Origin of the sequence: Allobosea sp. Root483D1 (assembly GCF_001429505.1) — a bacterium.
Taxonomy (GTDB): Bacteria; Pseudomonadota; Alphaproteobacteria; order Rhizobiales; family Beijerinckiaceae; genus Allobosea.
This window is the reverse complement of record NZ_LMJW01000015.1, coordinates 45,910-64,839: the sequence shown is the minus strand read 5'-3', so window position 1 is coordinate 64,839 and position 18,930 is coordinate 45,910. Positions and strand designations below refer to the sequence as shown.

Genomic DNA, 18,930 nt, shown 5'->3' with positions numbered 1-18,930 from the left:
TCCCGGAAGCCGTGAATCACACCGAGCCGACGGCGCCAATCATTTTATGGGTCCGGACCCTAGCAACATCGGACTGCGTCAACAGCCTGCTAGGGGGTCAGCGGAGCCGACGGAAAGCGCAACAGTAATCTGATCAACAGCGCAACGCCCGGGTCATTCGCACTTGCCCCGCATGACGTCACAGTTTTCCCCGCCATTGCCGACATGAAGAAGCCCCGCCTATGGCGGCGGGGCTCGTGGGCGGGGATTAGGCCTCCCGCTTCGGGCGGTTCGAGATCAGGGTGTAATCCCCTTCGGTCTCCCCGGGCCAGAGCGCCGCGGTGATCGGGGCATTGAAGCTCGGATCGTCGACCTTGAGCGAGACTTACGGCTCGCCGTCGCCGAAGACCGCATTCCAGCCCGCGCCGACCTCGGCGCCGTTTCCGGTGACGCGAAGTCGGGGGCGTCGCGCGAGACTCGCTCGATCGGATGCAGGCGGGCCTGGAAGCGGACGGTGAGGGTGCGGACGTTGCCGGCAATGCCGTTGCCGTTGCATGCCGGTGCAATCGCCTCATTTGCATCACCCGCTACGTCCGAAAGTGCTGGCTTCTGGTTTGCGGGGCTCCGGTGATGGCAACAACTCGCCTCATCGCGGGAATGCTGTTCGGGATTTCAGCCCAACGTGTCACCCGTGTTGCGTCCGGCGGTCTGGATAGCCCCCCTGATCAAAACGCGACGCGATCCTGTCACTGCAAAATTTCGCTGTTTCGCGCCAACCTTGCCTCTGCATCGCGGTAGGCGGCGTCTAGCAGCATCGTCAACGCATTCCGCATTGCTGCAGTCAGATCCGCGTCCCCCCCATTGTCGCTTTCCGCCTTGAACGCCAACCGACCGATTTCGGCAAGAAGTGCCTCTCGCATCCTGCCCATCTGGTCCCCGCCGCAATTTTTGCCTGCGTGATGAACAATCGCGGCAACCAGAAGGTGCCTCAAGCCGACATTGAGCCCTCGCGCGATGACCGCATCGTCATTAGACATGGCTTCGGTTCCGTTACTTACCCTCCCCTTCGGAACCATTGACCGGCAACACGGTTCCTCTCCGCGTAGCAGAGGAATTGGCATGGCGCCGCGAGCGATCTGGAAGGGCATTTTGAAGATCGACGAGGTCATCTGCCCCGTCGCCCTGTACACGGCCGCCTCCACGGCAGAGCGTATTTCATTTCACACGATAAACCGCAAAACTGGGAACCGGGTTCATCGTCAATTTATCGACGAGGTGACCGGCAAACCGGTCGAGCACGACGATCAGGTCAAGGGATATGACCGCGGGGACGGCGACTATGTCGTGCTCGAACCCGAGGAGATCGCGGCTGCCATTCCCGAGAGCGACAAGACCCTCAACGTCGCCACCTTTTTGCCCTGCGACGAGATCGACGATGTCTTCTTTGATCGGCCCTATTATATGACGCCGAGCTCGCCGGTGGCCGCCGAAGCGTTCGAACTGATCCGCGAGGCGATGTCTGCTCGCCAAACTGCCGCACTCGCGCGCACGGTGATTTTCCGCAGGATGCGCTCCATCCTCCTCCGGCCGCACGGCAAGGGGATGATCGCGACGACACTGAACTTCGACTACGAGGTCCGTTCCGCCGAGGAAGCCTTCGCTGACGTGCCGAAAATGAAGATCCAAGACGAAATGCTGGACCTCGCCAGGCACATCATCGAGACGAAAGCCGGCGAGTTCGATCCGAAGGCCTTCGATGATCGCTACGAGTCGGCACTGGCCGAGGTTGTGAAGGCAAAGATCGAGGGCAAGAAGATCACGCCGCGAAAGCCGCCGCCGGAAACCAAGGTTGTTGACCTGATGGAGGCGCTTCGACAGAGCGCCAAAGCGGGAGGCGACCAAACCGCCGCAAGCAAAAAACCTGCACCCAAGCGCAAGGCCGCGGCCAAATCCTCAGGTAAAAAGGCAAAGAAGGCGGCAGCTTAGCCCGCCAGTCAGGACTTTCGAGGTTCGAGGCTCTTCTTGAGCGCATCCATAATGCTGATGACGTTGCCCTCGCTTTGCGCCGCAGAACGGGGCTTTTGCGCTTTTCGTCCTTTGCCCTTGGCCTTGATGATGGCCAGTAGTTCGTCCTGGACCGGATCTTCCGCCAAATCAGGCGACCAATCCTTCGTCCGCTTTTCGATCAACTTTTCCATCATCGGGCGCATATCAGCTTCTGGCTCAGCCTTCTTGATCGCGGCGAAGTAAGGTTTGTCGTTACGGACCTCGTCGCCATAGCGCAGCGTCCAGAGGATGATGCCGTTGTCCCGGGGTTCAAGCAGTACCGCGCGCTCGCGGCGATAGAGGACGACCCGGGAAATGCCCACGGTCTTGGTCGCCTTCATCGCTTCCCGGATAACGGTGTAGGCCTCTTCGCCGACCTTGCCGTCTGGAACGAGATAGTGCGGTGTATCGTACCAGATCCACCCGACGGAGGAGCGCGGCGCGAAAACCTCGATGTCGATGGTGCGCGTACTGTCGAGAGCGACCGCATCGAGCTCGTCCTCCTCGAGCAGCACGTAGTCGTCGTCGCCCTTCGGGTAGCCGCGGACTTCCTCGCCCTCGGCCACCGGCTTGCCTGTCACAGCATCGACGAACCGGCTCTGAATGCGGTTTCCGGTCTTCCGATTAAGCGTGTGGAATCGCACCTTCTCGCTTTGCGACCTCGCCGGCATCATCGCAACGGGGCAGGTCACGAGAGAGAGCTTGAGATATCCCTTCCAAAACGTGCGCTGTGCCATGTTCGAACTCCTGCCCACGACAACTGCGAGCGACCTCGTTCGTTCCGGCCTCAGGCCGCTTTCCCGCGACCAACCATGCGCTTGACCGCATCGGCCAATGATCCACCCGCTTCGCCGTACTCTTCCCAGGCCGTGCTCCTGCTCAGAAGCGCCGGGACCGTCCTGATCGTGTAATTCGCAGGATCGAGCCCCTTCTTCACCTTGCTCCACTGCAGCGGCATTGAGACGTGCGCCCCCGGGCGCGCACGGGCCGAGAGCGGGGCGACAGCCGTCGCCATCCGATCGTTACGCAGATAGTCGAGGAAGATCCTGCCGTTGCGCAGCCGCTTGGCCATATTGATCACGTAATGCGCCGGATCGTCGGCAGCCATTTCCGCGCAGACGCGCCGAGCAAATTCCTTCGCGCTCGGCCAATCCAGCTTGCCTCGCCTGGGTGCCTTCAGCGGCGTTACGACGTGCAAGCCCTTGCCACCTGTCGTCTTGCAGAAGGCCGTGAGACCCAGGGCTTCCAGCCTCTCCCGCATTGCATTTGCCGCTATCACGACGTCTTCGAATTCGACACCCGGGCCGGGGTCCAGGTCGAACACCAAGCGTCCAGGTACCTCAGGCTCCCCTGGTTGGCAGTTCCAAGGATGCAGCTCGATGCCACCGATCTGTGCAGCGGCGATCAGCGCTTCGATACGGTCGATCTGCAGGTATGGCTTCTTGTCGCCGAAAACCCGCACGAGCTCGAACAGGTTCGACGTGCCCAGACCTGCGTGCCGCTGAAAAAAGGTCTCGCCATCGATCCCATCCGGGGCTCGCAACAGCGAGCATGGTCGCCCCTTGATGTGCGGCAAGAGCCAGCCCCCGACGGCTTCGAAATACGCCGCCAGGTCGCGCTTGGTGACCGGCTTGCCATCCTCGGCGTCCGGCCACAAGGCCTTGTCCGGGTGCGACAGGCTGACACCCAGCACGTCGATCCTTCCGCCCTTGCGATTCTTCCACAGCGTCGCCGGTTTCGCGGGCTCTGCGTCGGCCGGCGAAACGGGAAGCTCGGTCTCGACCTCCGCGGCCGGCTTGTCTTCCCTCAAGCCCTTGAACGCAGCCTGCCTCACCATGCCGTCGCCCGTCCACCCGGCGAACTCGATCTCGGCCACGAGCACGGGCTCGACCCACGTCACTCCCCGTTCCCGCCGTGGCGCGCCCACCCCCGTGAACGGCGAGCGCTCGGCTGCATGCTCCTTCAGCCGTGGCAGCAGCGCCGCAACCTTCCTGGCGCCATATCCGGTCCCGACCCGTCCGATATAAACGAAGTGCTGGCCCCGGTTCACGCCGACCAGGAGCGAGCGGAATCTCCCTTCGGTGGTCGCCCATCCGCCGATCACAACCTCGTGGCCAGCGCGACACTTGGCTTTCGTCCAGGATTCACTGCGCCCGGAAACATAGGGTGCGCCCGTCGCCTTCGATACGATGCCTTCCAGCGAGAGCTTGCACGCCGATTTCAGGACGGCATCGCCGCCTGTCTCGAAATGCTCGACATAGCGGATGACAATGCCTTCGCCATGCCGCTCAAGAATCTCCTTCAGGCGGGCTTTGCGGGCCGAGAGTGTCTCCTGACGCAGGTCTTGGCCATCGTTCCACATCAGGTCGAAGGCGAAAAAGACGAGATTCTCCGTCTTCTCTTCCGACAATGCGGCCTGCAGCGCCGCGAAGTCCGGCGCGCCGTTCTCATCGAGAGCGACGATTTCGCCATCGATGATACAATCGGGCAGCTCAGCCGCGGCCTTCGCGATAGTCTGGAACCTTGTCGTCCAGTCTAGGCCCTTGCGAGTCTTCAACGCCGCCTTGCCACCTTTGGCCTGCATTTGGACGCGATAGCCGTCAAACTTAATCTCGTGCACCCAATCGGCCCCGCTTGGCGGGCGATCGACTGAGGTACAGAGTTGGGGCGGAATGAAGCCTGGCGTTGATGCGGTAGTCGCCATTTTCGCCTTCGTGCGTTTTTGCCGAGCCGGCGCGCGCCGCTCGGCAGCGGCGAGCCCGACCTTGGAATTCCAGACGGCGCCGGCGTCCATTGCCTGCTCGGCGAGCAGGAACGGCGTCGGCGACTTGCCCTTGCCGGCCGCGATGGTCGCCATGGTGCGGCCCGAGGCGATGGAGATGTCATCCGCCAGCACAGCCTCGCCGTTGCCCTCGGTCGCATACGCGTCGCGATGCTTGATGAGGAGCCAGTTGGTGCGCTTGCCGCCGTCTCGATCAGTCCGCATCCGGACCAGGACGAAGCTGCCTTGCAGGCGCTCGCCGTGAAGCGTGAATTTGAGATCGCCCTTTTGGAGCTGCCTTTGCGCAGAGAGCTTGCCCTCAGGCTCCCAATAACCCCGATCCCAAAGCAGGACCGTGCCGCCGCCATATTGCCCCTTCGGAATGGTTCCCTCGAAGTCGCCATAGGCGAGCGGGTGATCCTCCACTTCGACGGCCAGCCGTTTGTCGTGCGGGTCGAGCGACGGCCCCTTTGTGACGGCCCAGGACTTGAACACGCCGTCGAGCTCGAGCCGCAGATCATAGTGCAGCCGGGTCGCGTCGTGTTTCTGGATCACAAAACGCAGGCGGTTCGAGGACGAGACCGCCGCTTCGCCGCTCGGCTCCTTCGTCTTTTTGAAGTCACGCTTGGCCCGATATGTCTTCAGCTTGGTCGACATGCTTGCGCTCCCGCTCGTGCGGAAACTTTGACCGGGGTACCGGGTTCCCCATTCGATGATGCAGTCGCTCGACCCGTGATCGTTATTCGAATGCGCAACGACTCGGAATCGACGAATCGTACTTGATCCCGCAGTGTCATGTTGGACTGCGCAGTTCCGTAAGAGCCCTTGCGTCCGCTTGGCCTAATGACTTGCATTTCTGAGACTGTGTTCAGCCCGCTGCCTGCCGCAAAGCACTTTTACTTCAGTGGGCGCAGATGGAGCCTGGCGCGTGAACCTCGCCTTCTCTTATTCGCTCAAATTCACGTCGACCTCGGCCACGATGAGCCTTCGCGCAAGATCGGGCTCAGGAAAAATGATCGATCCGCGAACCAGCGTTTCGACCTCGAGCGTTCAGACAATATTATTGTGAACTAGGTCGGTCAAATCTGCGATCTGTAACAACGTGAACCCCGTACGCTTCTTGCGGTCTTTAAAAGCCGATCTAATGAATCTAGACCATAATCAACTGTAACCAATATTACTCCGCTAATCAGGATGGGACGACCTACGCACTAAAATGCCGATAAGCGCTGCGGCCGCGGTTGCGGCTAGCCCTGCGCCCAGAGCAATTCGTCGTTGTCGTTTGGGTTCGGTCGCCAAATGAACATTGGCTTCGGAGCTTGCCGATCGGCGCAACAATGTGGGTCGAGGTTGCCTGCTGACGAAGTACCCAGCCAATGCGCAGGCTGCGGCAAGCCCGAATAACCCCCCAGCTATCGCTAAGCTGGCAGTGATCGCGCCGTAGCGGAACATGAGGGCCATGTAGCAGGCGTTGAGCGCGTACCCCATCGCGAAGATTGCGGTCAAGGCACCAAGAGCAATGAGACTGTAAACGACTGCAGCACGCTTCAGCGCTGCAGTCGCCCGTAGAGTCGCGTAAGCGAGCAAGCCGCCCACGACCTATTTCGCCGCCCAAAATCCGAAAACGACGCCAGTCGCCATCGCCCACCCGAGGGCGCGCAGAGGTCGCGCTCGGACCTCGTCAATTATCATCTGCTGAAGTTCACTGACGCGCTCGCTCGCTTCTTCCGCCATCACGTCTGTATCGACGCCGTAGGCCTTGAGTCGATCAGACGTTCTCTCATGCTCGGATTCGTTTGGCACGCCGCCTCCGGCGCCGCCGGCAGCTTGAGACATGGTCTTGAAGCCGTTTTCCATGGAATGGATCCCTTACCTACTCCGCGGCGAGGCCGCCCTCAGAGAGATGTTGATGGGCCTCCAACTGCGTTACGGTGAACGTGGTTCCAACGGCTGTTATCGAATTGGGCTTGGTACGGACGCGGACATTCGCGCACGCCGGCGAAATTGGCTCCCAGCCTTCGTTCTTTGCCTTCACCTTTTGAGACTGTACGCGGAGGCGTGGTGCAGACGACACGAAAGCTGGTCGCCAGCAATGGCGCAACCCGATGCCAGGTTGTGTGAGTGCGCGGATGACCGTGCAATAGGAGCAAGGGTTCGCCGGTTCCACCGTCGCGCACGCGCAGCGTCGCATCGCGCAGCTCGGTGAAATCCATGTCGAAGCTTTCGAACATGGGAGCGGATCCCGCTATGTTTCCGAGACTTCGATGATCTGGGCGACGACCTGACAGGCCCGGTCGGTGGTCAGAAATGCAATATCGGCTGCATCCCGGCCATGCGCGATGCGGACCATGCCTTCAACCGGCGCCAACCGCGTGCCGTCCACGAGCCACCACGCACCTTCGAGATAGACCTCGGCGATAGCGTGAAAATCCGGTGGCTCTAGTGCAAAGGCATAAGCGCTGACCGCCCGTGCCGGGATCGAGAGCGCTCGGCAGAGCGAGATCGTCAGATGGGTGAAGTCGCGGCAGACCCCGGCGCGGGTCATGAAGGTCTCCGCGGCAGTCGTCTCGGCAGTACTCGTGCCGACCACATAGTCGATGTGATCGTGGACCCAGCCGAGAACGGCCATGACGCGCGCGACGCCGTCGCCAGCATTGCCAAATTCTCGCTGGGCGAAGCGCTGAAAGCGATCGCTCGGGCAGAAGCGACTTGGCAGGAGGTAGGGCAACACTTCCAATGGCAGATCGGACCAGAGATGTTGCGAGCCAGTTGCAGGCAGAAGCTGCCGTTGGCCGTTGTCAACTGTCGCCAAATAGTTGATTGCTACCTCGCCATCGAGGGACGCTCGAAATCGCCGCGTACCATCTGGCTCTGCCTCGCATTTTTGCGAGGCGTTCGGCTCACAGGTCAGATTTTCATCAAGGATCGTTTGATCCGGGGACTTCGCCGCCTGGATAAGGCCGATCGTCTGCGTCGGCCCGCTAAAACGGTAAGTCAGTGTAGTCGAAACACGGAGCTTCATCGATCGCCTCAGAGAGGGTGACGATCGGAAAACCGAAAGAGCTAGTCTACGTTCCACGAGCAAGTGTTTTTTGTTGAAGCAGGCCGTACACCGAGCAGAGATCGCCAATCAGGCACTCCGGCAAGCGTCAATGCCGCCTTGCATTGGCTGGACCACACTCACCCTTGGCGATTGCATCGTCATCTCCTAGACTCATGCCCGGCAACCAGCGCCATTGGCCGACACCTTCTCCAAGGCAGAGGAACATCGCGGTTGAACGATATATCCGACAAGCGGACCGCAGCCGTCCATTTCGAGCCCGATGATCAAGTCGATCGTCTGAAGTCCGAGATCCTGCGCAAGCTCACCTATTCGCTAGGCAAAGCTCCAGCCGCCGCCCAAGCGCATGACTGGCTCACCGCGGGCATCCTTGCGACGCGCGATCATGCAATCGACGTCTGGCAGGCAAGCACGAAGGAGAGCTACGCGACCGGCCGCAAGCGGGTTTATTACCTCTCGCTCGAATTCCTGATCGGCCGCTCGCTCGCCGACACGCTCAACAATCTCGGGCTGACCGAGCCGATGACTCGGGCCATGCGCGAGCTCGGCGTCGACCTGCCGGAGATCGAAACCATCGAACCCGATGCTGCACTCGGCAATGGCGGCCTCGGCCGTCTGGCGGCCTGCTATATGGAGGCAATGGCCTCGACCGGCGTCCCGGCGCTCGGCTACGGCATCCGCTACGATCATGGCCTGTTCAAGCAACGGATCGAGAACGGCCGGCAGGCCGAGCGGCCGGAGGACTGGCTGTCGTTCCGCAATCCCTGGGAGTTCGAGCGGCGCGAGGCGTCCTATCGCATCGGCTTCGGCGGTTCGGTGGTGGCCAGCGGGCCGGATCAGGTTATCTGGACACCGGAGGAGACGGTGTTCGCCGTCGCCTATGACACCCCGGTCGTCGGCTGGCGCGGCCGCGATTCGACGACCCTGCGGCTCTGGCGTGCCCGCGCCATGCATCCGCTCTCACTCGACGCGTTCAACAAGGGCGACCTCGTCGGCGCGGTCGCCGAGCGCAATCGCGCCGAGGCGATCTCTAAGGTCCTCTATCCCAACGACTCGACGCCGGCCGGGCAGGAATTGCGCCTTCGGCAGGAGTTCTTCTTCACTTCGGCCTCGCTGCAGGACTTGGTCCATCGTCACCACCGGCAGTTCGGCAGCCTCGACAATCTTGCCGAGAAGGCCGCGATCCAGCTCAACGATACGCATCCGTCCCTTGCTGTCCCGGAGCTGATGCGGCTCCTCATCGACGAACATAAATTCAATTGGGAGAAGGCCTGGGAGATCACCAACGCGACGATCTCCTACACGAATCACACTCTGCTGCCCGAAGCGCTCGAGACTTGGCCAGTCGCGCTGGTCGAGCGCCTGCTGCCGCGGCATATGCAGATCATCTTCGGCATCAATGCTCGCTTCCTCGATGCGCTCCGCCGCCGCTCGCCCGACGCCGATCTGACGAGCCTTTCGCTGATCGACGAACATCATGGCCGACGCGTGCGCATGGCCCACCTCGCCTTTGTCGGCTCCCACACCGTAAACGGCGTCTCGGCCCTGCACTCCAACCTGATGAAGGAAACTGTTTTCGCCCAGTTGCACCGGACCTTCCCCGAGCGGATCACGAACGTCACCAACGGCATCACGCCGCGGCGCTGGTTGCTCAACGCCAATCCTGGGCTGACCCGGCTACTGCAGGAAATGTGCGGCGAAGGAGTCGCGGACGATATCGGCCTGATCCGACAGTTCGGCGCCCATGCCGACGATGGCGGGGTCCACGAGCGGCTTGCCGCCATCCGCCGCGATAACAAGCTCAGGCTCGCCAAGATCATCCGGCAGGACTGCGGCGTCGTCGTCGATCCGGAGGCGCTCTTCGACGTGCAGATCAAGCGCATCCACGAATACAAGCGCCAACTCCTCAACATCCTCGAGACGATAGCGCTCTACAATGCCATCCGGAGCGAGCCTTATCGCGACTGGGCGCCGCGCGTGAAGGTCTTCGCCGGCAAGGCCGCATCGAACTACACCACGGCCAAATCGATCATCAACCTGATCAACGACGTCGCGGCCGTGGTGAACAACGACATCACCACCCGTGACCGGCTCAAGGTCGTGTTCTTGCCGAACTACAATGTCAGCCTCGCCGAGCTGATCATCCCCGCCGCCGATCTCTCCGAGCAGATTTCCACCGCCGGCATGGAGGCGTCCGGTACCGGGAACATGAAGTTCGCCTTGAACGGGGCGATCACCATCGGCACGCTCGACGGCGCCAATATCGAGATCGGCGAGCGCGTCGGAGCGGACAATATCGTGATCTTCGGCATGACGGCGGACGAGGTTGAAATCGCCAAGCGCAATCCGCGGCCGAGCGCCGAAGTGATCCGCGCCGCGCCGCATCTCGAAGGCGTGCTCGACGCCGTCGCCGGCGGCGCCTATTCGCCGGGCGAGCGTGACCGCTATGCCCAGCTCGTCGAGGGCCTGCGCCTGAACGACTGGTTCATGGTGCTGCGCGATTTCGAGAGCTATCACCACGCGCAGCGACTGGTCGATGCGCTCTGGGCTGATCGCGCGCGCTGGTGGCATATGTCGGTCGCCAACACAGCCCATTGCGCTTGGTTCAGCGCCGACCGGGCGATCGGCGAATATGCGCAGCGTATCTGGCACGTGCCGGCAGGCCAAGCCGGGCGAGTCTGACCCTTGCGACCGTGCAATCCGGCGATGCGGCGGTTCCGGCGGTGACGGCCGAGCTGATCCCGTGCCGGCTGCCGCCGCAGCTCGGCGCGACGATTATGGCAGAAGGCGTCGCCTTCGCCGTCTTCTCGCACAACGGCGAGCGCGTGCTGGTTTCGCTCTTCGACGAGAGCGGCGAGACCGAGACCGCGCGATTGCCGCTGCCCTGCCGCAGCGGAGACGTCCACCACGGCTTGCTTCCTCGCGCCGGTCCCGGCCTACGCTATGGCTTACGAGCTGAGGGGCCGTGGCAGCCTGATCGCGGCCATCGCTTCGATCCGGCGAAGCTGCTGGTCGATCCCTACGCCAAGGCCATCGACCGACCATTCCGCTGGGAGCCACGGCTGGCGCAGCATGGCAAGGAGACGGTCGATCTCGTGCCGCGCGGCATCGTCATCGCGGAGAGCGCACCACTGGTCGTCGAGACGACACAGCCGAGTTTCATCTACGAGATCGCTGCGAAGGCGTTCAGCATGCACCATCCAGCAGTATCGGAGACGCTGCGCGGAACGCTCGCCGCACTGAGGGAACCTCGCATTCTGGATCATCTCCGCCGTCTCGGCGTCAGCCATGTCGAGCTCATGCCGATCGCGGCGTGGATGGATGAACGTCACCTGCCGCCCCTCGGCCTGCGCAATGGCTGGGGCTACAACCCCGTCAACTTCTTCGCACTCGATCCGCGGCTCGCCCCGGGCGGGGCTGAGGACCTGCGCAAGCTCTGCGCCACATATGCTGAGGCCGGCATTGGCGTGGTCCTCGACATCGTCCTGAACCATACCGCCGAGAGCGACGAATTCGGCGCGACGATCTCGCTGCGCGGCCTCGACAATGCCGTCTACTATCGGCATGCGCAGGACGATCCCGGGCGGCTCGTCAACGATACCGGCTGCGGCCATACGCTGGCGCTCGATCGTGTGGCATTGGTGGCGCTGGCGATGGACGCGCTAAGATATTGGCGCGGCCTAGGCGTCGCCGGCTTCCGCTTCGACCTGGCGACGGTGATGGGCAGAACGGCGGCCGGTTTCACACCCGACGCGCCGCTCCTTGCGGCGATCCTGCAGGATCCGGTGCTCTCGCAAACCATCCTGATCGCTGAGCCCTGGGATATCGGCCCAGGCGGCTACCGACTCGGCGAGTTCCCTTTTCCCTTCGCTGAATGGAATGGGCGCTTCCGCGACAATGTCCGCCGCTTCTGGCGAGGCGACGCCGGCATGGCCGGCGCGCTGGCGACGCGGCTTTCCGGCTCGTCGGACCTGTTCGCGGCGCGGCATCGCGGTCCGCATGCCAGCGTCAATTTCCTGGCCGCCCATGACGGCTTCACACTCGTTGATCTGGTCAGCTACGCCGGAAAGCACAACCATGCCAATGGCGAGGACAATCGCGACGGCGACAATGATAGCCATAGTTGGAACAATGGCCTGGAAGGTCGGACCGACGACGCGACGATGACGGCGGCCCGCGCTCGCGATGTCCGCGCATTGCTCGCGACGCTCTTTACGTCTCGTGGCGTTCCGATGTTGACTGCCGGCGACGAGTTTGGCCGCACGCAAGGCGGCAATAACAACGCCTATGCCCAGGACAACGAGACGACATGGCTCGATTGGGCGAATGTCGATGAGGATCTGATCACGTTCGTCGCTGGCCTCGCGCGGCTGCGTCGCGAGCTAGTCCTGCTGACCCGGAACGGATTTCTCAAACGTGACGGCGATCCACCCGAGGCGCAATGGCTCAAACCGGACGGATCGGCGATTGCCGACGACGAATGGCCAAGCCTCGATGTGCTCTGCCTGCTGCTGCGCGATCAGGCGCACAGCGTGCTCGTTGCGCTCAATCGGAGCTGGAAGGGTGTTTCACTATCGCAGGCAGAGCGAGGCTGGGCTCGCCTGCTCTGCTCGTCGGACGGTCCCGACGATCTTCCTGCACGCAGCGTGAGCTTGTGGCGAGCCGGCTGAGTTGCGCAGTCCAGCCGGCTACATCAGCACGATCAGCGAGCGCGGCGAGAGCGTGATCTCCTGATCGGCTTTCAGCCCCTTACGGCCTTCGTCGGAATTCGGACCGGTCTCGGTGTCCAGCACCACCGACCAGGAACCGCTCTTCACACGCGAGGGGATTTTGAAGACGACCTCGCCATCGAAGGCGTTGAACAGCATGAGCGCCTCGTCGCCGCCGGCTTCGACATCAGGCATGTGCATCAACAGCCCGATCGCCAGCACGCCGGGGTCGTCCCAATGCTCCTCCTGCTGCTCGCCGCCGGCCGGGTTGATCCAACGCAGCAGGCAGCCGTCACGGAATGAGGCGCGGCGGAAGATCGGATGCTCGGCCCGCAATTGCAGCACGCGTCTCACGAAGTCGCTGAGCTTCTGGTCCCGGGCGCTGATCTCTTCCCAGCGCATCCAGGCCGTTTCGTTGTCCTGGGCGTAGACATTGTTGTTGCCGTGATTGGAATGCCCGTACTCGTCGCCGGCGAGCAGCATCGGCGTGCCGTGCGACAAAAGCAGCGTCGCCAGCATGTTGCGCTTCTGGCGCTGGCGGACGGTGAGGATGCCGGGATCGTCGGTCGGCCCCTCCGCGCCATGATTGAAGGACAGGTTATGGCCATGGCCGTCCTTGTTGTCCTCGCCATTCGCCTCATTGTGCTTGTCGTTGTAGGAGACGAGATCGTTCAGCGTGAAGCCGTCATGGGCGGTGATGAAGTTGACGGTCGCCCAGGGCCGCCTCCCACGTTGATCGTAGACGTCGCCCGACCCGGTGATCCGCGCCGCGAGGTCGCGGATGATGCCCTCCTCGCCCTTCCAATAGGCGCGGATCGTATCGCGGTACTTATCGTTCCACTCGGCCCAGCCAGGCGGAAAGCCTCCAACCTGGTAGCCACCTGGACCGATATCCCAGGGCTCGCCGATGAGCTTGACCTTGCGCAGCACCGGATCTTGGCCCACCGCGTCGAAGAAGCCGCCGCGCGGATCGAAGCCGTGCGGCTCGCGGCCGAGAATGGTGCCGAGATCGAAGCGAAAGCCGTCGATCTCCATGACCTCGACCCAGTAGCGCAAGGAATCCATCACCAACTGCAGCACGCGCGGATGGCTGGTGTTGACGGTGTTCCCGGTGCCGGTGTCGTTGATGTAGTAGCGCGGCTCCTCGGGCATCGTCCGGTAATAGGAGAAATTGTCGATGCCCTTGAACGAGAGGGTCGGCCCTAGCTCATTGCCTTCCGCGGTGTGGTTGTAGACCACGTCGAGGATGACCTCGAGACCGGCATCGTGGAAGGCCCTGACCATCTCGCGGAACGAGGCCAGACCCGCCCTACCCTCATAGCGCGGCATCGGCGCGAAGAAGCCGATGCTGTTGTAGCCCCAATAGTTCGAAAGGCCCTTCGAGACGAGGTGATGGTCGTCGAGATAGGCATGAACCGGCAGCAGCTCGACGGAGGTGACGCCGAGGCTGCGGATGTAGTCGATCACCTGGTCATGACGCAGCCCGTCGAAGGTGCCGCGCTCGGCCTCCGGCACGGCAGGGTGAAGTTGGGTAAAGCCGCGGACATGAGCTTCGTAGAAGACGGTCCGGTCCCAGGGAACGTGCGGCTTGGCCGGCGGCTGTGGATCAGCCTTCCAGTCGCAGACCACGCATTTGGGCGTGAAAGGCGCGCTGTCGAGCTCGCTGAAGCTGAGATCGCGATCCTCGGTGGCGTTCAGATTGTAGCCGTAATGCGCCTCGTTCCAGTCGAGGTCGCCCGCAAATTCGCGGGCGTAGGGATCGAGCAGGAGCTTATTTGGATTGAAGCGATGCCCCTCCTCCGGTGCAAAGCGGCCATGCACCCGGTAGCCATAGCGCTGACCGGAGCGAACCCCCGGCAGATAGCAGTGAAAGATTTCGTCGGTATACTCCGGAAGGATTATCCGCGCCGTCTCGGTCTTCCCGCTGTCATTAAAAAGGCATAGTTCGACACGATCGGCATAGGTCGAGAACAGCGCGAAATTGGTGCCCTCGCCATCGAAGTTCGCCCCGAGCTCGACTGAGGAGCCGGGCCTCACCTCGATCTGTTCTTGCGACATGTCGTGATTGTCCCTGGATGCTTGAGCAGAGGGCCTGCTCTCGACGAGTGGCCGTTCGCGGCGCCGTGCCGATTGCAACGTGACAGGAGGCCGGCAGTTCCAGCCCGGCCTCAAGCTTGCATGTGAATTTTGCACTGCAGCATGGAACTCAGGATCACGCTAGTGGTTGCGGGTTCGCAGTCTGGGAACCGGGCCATGGCGGACGTTTTGAAGCTCACCGAGACGAGGACCGCGTCCTCCACGTCGGCGCACGCACTTCACTATGCACACGTCGTCAAAGACGATCTCCATGATGCCCCATCCCCGATCGCGGGAAGCACGAAGCTTCTCTTCGTGACCTCGGAGATGAGCGACTTCGTCAAGGCCGGCGGTTTGGGGGAGGTCTCGACGGCCCTGCCGCGGCAGATGCGCTCGTATTGCGACGTCCGGGTCCTGATCCCAGGCTTCCGCCAGGTCCGCACCGCCAGGCCGGTGATGGAGGTCGTGCGCCAGATGCCAGGCACGGCCGAACTGCCGCCCTGGTCGCTCGGCCGCTTCGCCACAGCCGACGGCCTGACGATTTATACCGTGCTCTGCGACGAGCTTTATGATCGCGCCGGTTCGCCTTACGGACCTTTCGGTGGCAGCGATTTCCCCGATAATGACATCCGCTTTGCTCGTCTCTCGCTCGCGGCAGCAGAGATCGCGGCTGGCGAGGCCGACCCGAATTGGAAGCCGGACATCCTGCACATCAACGACTGGCCATCCGGGCTAACCGCCGGCTATTTGCGCTGGAAGGATGTATCGACACCGACCATTCTGACCATCCACAATCTTGCCTATCAGGGTCTGTTCGAGCCTGGTCGAATGGCCGCCCTTGGCATACCGGACCAGGCATTCAGCGTCGACGGCGCCGAGTGCCACGGGATGCTGTCCTTCCTCAAGGCCGGGATCTTCTACGGCTCGCACGTCACCACCGTCAGCGAAACCTATGCGAGGGAGATCACCACGCCCGAACATGGCTGCGGCCTCGACGGCCTGCTCCGGAGCCGGATGAAAGCTGGCCATCTGACCGGGATCGTCAACGGCATCGACGCCAGTTGGGATACGCTGATCGACGGCGGGGCGACAACCGAGCAGGTTGTCCGGCAGTGGAAGCGGCGCAATGCGGCTGCGATCCGCAAGGCGTTTGCGCTGCCAGAGTCGCGCGGTCCGCTCTTCTCGATCATCTCCCGTCTCGTCCATCAGAAGGGCATCGATCTGTCGATTGAGGCAGCCGAGACGATCGTCGCAGCCGGCGGACAACTCGTGGTCAAGGGTCAGGGTGAGTCCCGCCTGGAGGATGCGGTCGCGCATCTGGCGAAACGCTATCCGCATGCGGTCGCCGCGCGGATCGGCTTCGACGATGCCGAGGCGCGCCGCCTGTTCGCCGCCAGCGATTTCCTACTGATGCCGTCGCGCTTCGAACCCTGCGGCTTGAGCCAGATGTATGCGCAAAGGGCAGGAGCGCTTCCGATTGCCTACCGCACCGGGGGACTCGTCGACACGATCGAGGATGGCATCTCGGGCTTCCTCTTCTCGTCGCTGAGCGGGGCGGGCTTGTCAGCAGCCGTACGCCGCGCCCTCGATGCCTACCGGTCGAAGCGGGCCTTCAAACTGATGCGCGGGCAAGCTATGTCGAAGCGCTTCGACTGGCGGCGTCCGAGCTTTCACTATGCATCGGTTTATGCCCGAGCGCTCGACGCTTGAAAGCGCTTTATGGCCGCGACCGCGCCGAACCGACGCTAAGACAACAATGGCGGGCTCCAAGGCCCGCCGCGGGTTAATCAGACTGCCTTCTTCGTCCTGCCCTTCGCCGCAGCAGGCTTGTCGGCCGTCTCCTTCTTGCTCCGCCCTTTTGGAACGGTCGCGGTCTTGGACTTGCCTTGCTCCGCGTCGCCTCGCCCAACCCTTTCCTCTGCGAGCCGCCAATGCTCGGAGTCACGCCCTTCCGGACGGCCTTCGGCCTCCCAAATCTCATAAGCTGTATCCCGCACAAGTTTTTCGCGGCTCATCGGCTATCTCCCGGCTGCATCAGGCGCTGCAAACAACCGCCGCAGAAGCCCCATGTTCCACGCGGGTGCGCTGAGGCACAATTGCGGCGGAGCGGGAACGGCGGGCACCTCTGCCGCGTTGCGCCACGGATGTGCCCATGGGGCGTTGCTCAAGCGAACTCAACGATATCCCAGTCCAGGTGGCTTAGCGACATATGAGTGACCAAAGTCTTCGCGAACTTTCGATCCGCGCCGGGGTTGCGCCCGATTGGACGGATCAAGCCGGCGCTATTCACCAGGTTTCTCCAGCAAGCTTGCGCGCCATCCTCCGGGCGATCGGGCTCCCGGCGGACACAGATGCCGCCATCGAGGATTCACTTCAGATCGTCTCGCTGCGAGATGCCGGGTCCGCTTCGCGCTTCATCGTCTCCCGGGTCGGGCTACCGATAGTGCTGCCATTTCTGCGCAAAGACGCTGGAGATTTCGAAATCACGCTCGAACGAGGCGGAAACCGCATTGTGTCGCCGCGCACGGCCGATGGCGGCGGAACGACCCTGCCTCCCTTCGAAGAGCCCGGATATCATACAATCCATCTGGCTGACGGCGATGTCACGGTTGCCGTCGCTCCATCACGGTGCGTGACGTTCGCTGATCTCGGCGATGGGCAAAACGGCTGGGGCCTTGCTGCGCAGATCTATTCGCTTCGCTGCGGGCTGGATGGCGGCATCGGCAATTTCGCCGGGGTCGCGGCGCTCGGCCGTGCGGCGGGGGCACATGGCGCCGATGCCCTGGCAATCAGCCCCGTGCATGCTCTTTACGGTGCGCTGCCGGACCGGTTCAGCCCGTATTCTCCTTCGACACGGCTGTTCTACAATCCGCTTCACGCCGATCCGGCGGCAGCGCTTCCCGATGCCTTCATCCGTGACGTCGCCGCGCAGAATGGACTTGCCGAGGAAATGGCGCGCCTATCGGCCCTGACCGAAATCGATTGGTTGCAGGCGACACCGATGCGTCAGCGTCTGCTGAAGGCTTTGTTCGAAGCCCTGCGTAAGTCGTCGACGGCGGCACCGGCGCGCCAGGATTTTGAGAACTTCCTGGCCGACGCATCGCCCTTGTTGCGCGACCACGCGGTCTTTGAAGTGCTCCATGCCGCGCAATGCGAACGCGACCTGACATCCTCGCATTGGCGCGACTGGCCTGCCCGTTATCGCGATGCCGCGAGTGCGGACGTCGCCGCTTTTGCCGCAGGCCATGCCAAGGAGATCGATCATCAGATCTTCCTGCAATGGCTGACGGCGTGCTCCTATTCGAACGCTCAGCGGGCCTGCCGCGAGGCCGGCATGAAGGTCGGTCTGGTCGCCGATCTCGCCATCGGCATGGACGGCGCCGGTAGCCATGCCTGGAGCCGGCCGAGCGATGTGCTCATCGGCCTCACCATCGGCGCGCCGCCTGACTATTACGCGATCGATGGCCAGAACTGGGGGCTGACTACCTTCTCACCGCTCGGCCTGGCGGCCAGCGGTTATGCGCCGTTCATCGAGACCCTGCGGGCGAGCCTGCGCCATGTCGGTGGCATCCGCATCGATCACGTCATGGGCGTGAGCCGCCTGTGGCTGATCCCAGAAGGCGCCGGAGCACTCGACGGTGCCTATGTCACCTTCCCGTCCGAGACGTTATTCCGGCTGATCGCGCTCGAATCCTGGCGCCACCAAGCCATCGTTATCGGCGAGGATCTTGGAACATTGCCGTACGGTTTTCGCGAGCTGCTGCGCGAGCAGGGCATCGCCGGGATGCGCGTGCTCCGCTTCGAGCGCACGCAGCATGGCTATGTGCCGCCGCGGGATTGGGATTCACAGGCCGTCGCCATGACCAGCACCCACGACTTAGTGCCGACCGCTGGCTGGTGGGCAGGCTCCGATATCGATCCGTCGGGCGGCGGGATCGACAATCAGAGCATTCGCGAATGGGATCGCGGCATCCTCTGGGGAGCCTTCCGCGATGCCGGGATCGCCGACGGCGAACGACCGGCGCCGGACGATACAGCCCCCGTCGTCGATGCCGCCGTGCGCTATGTCGCGGCAACACCCTGTTCGCTGAAGATCGTGCCGATAGAGGACGTGCTCGGTATACGGACACAGCCAAACGTCCCCGGCACCACGGTCGAGAAGCCCAATTGGCGACACCGGCTAGCGGGGAGCGCTGCCGATCTGCTCGATGATTCTGCCGTCGACCGCAGGCTCGCTCAGCTCGCGCGGCGAGGCTGACGGTTCGGCTCGCGTTCTACGGCGTCCGGGCCGGTCCCGG

General features: G+C 62.8%; 13 protein-coding genes and 1 pseudogene. 5 read left to right on the top strand and 9 right to left on the bottom strand.

The window, feature by feature from the left end:
* Window positions 1-247: 247 nt before the first annotated feature.
* Both ASE66_RS31380 and ASE66_RS12840 read right to left on the bottom strand, forming a co-directional pair.
* A pseudogene (locus ASE66_RS31380) lies at window positions 248-546 on the bottom strand (DUF736 domain-containing protein).
* Window positions 547-725: 179 nt separating this feature from the next.
* Window positions 726-1,016, bottom strand: a complete 291-nt coding sequence (locus ASE66_RS12840) for a hypothetical protein (protein WP_057190023.1) — start codon at window positions 1,014-1,016, stop codon at window positions 726-728.
* A gap of 82 nt (window positions 1,017-1,098) precedes the next feature.
* On the opposite strand from ASE66_RS12840, the gene ASE66_RS12835 reads away from it, so the two are divergent.
* A complete protein-coding gene (locus tag ASE66_RS12835) occupies window positions 1,099-1,965 on the top strand; it encodes a Ku protein (protein WP_057190022.1) in 867 nt (288 codons plus the stop codon).
* An 8-nt stretch (window positions 1,966-1,973) separates the two neighbouring features.
* Here the strand turns inward: ASE66_RS12835 and ASE66_RS12830 are convergent, their stop codons facing one another.
* The 5 genes from ASE66_RS12830 to ASE66_RS12815 all read right to left on the bottom strand — a co-directional run bounded on the left by ASE66_RS12830 (window position 1,974) and on the right by ASE66_RS12815 (window position 7,808).
* The gene (locus ASE66_RS12830) at window positions 1,974-2,762 is read right to left on the bottom strand and encodes a Ku protein (RefSeq protein WP_057190021.1); all 789 of its coding nucleotides are present in this window, start codon (window positions 2,760-2,762) and stop codon (window positions 1,974-1,976) included.
* A 50-nt stretch (window positions 2,763-2,812) separates the two neighbouring features.
* On the bottom strand, window positions 2,813-5,443 hold the full coding sequence (gene ligD, locus ASE66_RS12825) for a DNA ligase D (RefSeq protein WP_057190020.1): 2,631 nt from the start codon (window positions 5,441-5,443) through the stop codon (window positions 2,813-2,815).
* A 942-nt stretch (window positions 5,444-6,385) separates the two neighbouring features.
* Entirely contained in the window at window positions 6,386-6,643 is a 258-nt protein-coding gene (locus tag ASE66_RS12820) for a hypothetical protein (protein ID WP_057190019.1), read from the bottom strand.
* Window positions 6,644-6,681: 38 nt separating this feature from the next.
* Window positions 6,682-7,017 carry an alpha/beta fold hydrolase gene (locus tag ASE66_RS33820; RefSeq protein WP_200964589.1) on the bottom strand — a complete coding sequence of 112 codons (336 nt, stop codon included), beginning with the start codon at window positions 7,015-7,017 and terminating at the stop codon, window positions 6,682-6,684.
* A 14-nt stretch (window positions 7,018-7,031) separates the two neighbouring features.
* The gene (locus ASE66_RS12815) at window positions 7,032-7,808 is read right to left on the bottom strand and encodes a transglutaminase-like domain-containing protein (protein WP_057190018.1); all 777 of its coding nucleotides are present in this window, start codon (window positions 7,806-7,808) and stop codon (window positions 7,032-7,034) included.
* A 252-nt stretch (window positions 7,809-8,060) separates the two neighbouring features.
* Here ASE66_RS12815 and ASE66_RS12810 point away from each other — a divergent pair, with 252 nt between their 5' ends.
* Both ASE66_RS12810 and glgX (ASE66_RS12805) read left to right on the top strand, forming a co-directional pair.
* Window positions 8,061-10,529: a glycogen/starch/alpha-glucan phosphorylase gene (locus tag ASE66_RS12810; RefSeq protein ID WP_413814264.1), complete on the top strand. Its 2,469-nt coding sequence runs from the start codon at window positions 8,061-8,063 to the stop codon at window positions 10,527-10,529.
* Window positions 10,530-10,585: 56 nt separating this feature from the next.
* On the top strand, window positions 10,586-12,517 hold the full coding sequence (gene glgX, locus ASE66_RS12805; RefSeq protein ID WP_413814265.1) for a glycogen debranching protein GlgX: 1,932 nt from the start codon (window positions 10,586-10,588) through the stop codon (window positions 12,515-12,517).
* An 18-nt stretch (window positions 12,518-12,535) separates the two neighbouring features.
* On the opposite strand, the gene glgX (ASE66_RS12800) is transcribed toward glgX (ASE66_RS12805), so the two are convergent.
* Window positions 12,536-14,614, bottom strand: a complete 2,079-nt coding sequence (glgX, locus tag ASE66_RS12800) for a glycogen debranching protein GlgX (protein WP_057190017.1) — start codon at window positions 14,612-14,614, stop codon at window positions 12,536-12,538.
* A gap of 195 nt (window positions 14,615-14,809) precedes the next feature.
* Here glgX (ASE66_RS12800) and glgA point away from each other — a divergent pair, with 195 nt between their 5' ends.
* Window positions 14,810-16,342: a glycogen synthase GlgA gene (gene glgA / locus ASE66_RS12795; RefSeq protein WP_082613400.1), complete on the top strand. Its 1,533-nt coding sequence runs from the start codon at window positions 14,810-14,812 to the stop codon at window positions 16,340-16,342.
* 77 nt (window positions 16,343-16,419) lie between these two features.
* On the opposite strand, the gene ASE66_RS12790 is transcribed toward glgA, so the two are convergent.
* Window positions 16,420-16,647 carry a DUF2934 domain-containing protein gene (locus ASE66_RS12790; protein WP_057190016.1) on the bottom strand — a complete coding sequence of 76 codons (228 nt, stop codon included), beginning with the start codon at window positions 16,645-16,647 and terminating at the stop codon, window positions 16,420-16,422.
* Between the two features lie 194 nt (window positions 16,648-16,841).
* Here ASE66_RS12790 and malQ point away from each other — a divergent pair, with 194 nt between their 5' ends.
* The gene (malQ, locus tag ASE66_RS12785) at window positions 16,842-18,890 is read left to right on the top strand and encodes a 4-alpha-glucanotransferase (RefSeq protein WP_082613399.1); all 2,049 of its coding nucleotides are present in this window, start codon (window positions 16,842-16,844) and stop codon (window positions 18,888-18,890) included.
* The last annotated feature ends 40 nt before the right edge of the window (window positions 18,891-18,930 follow it).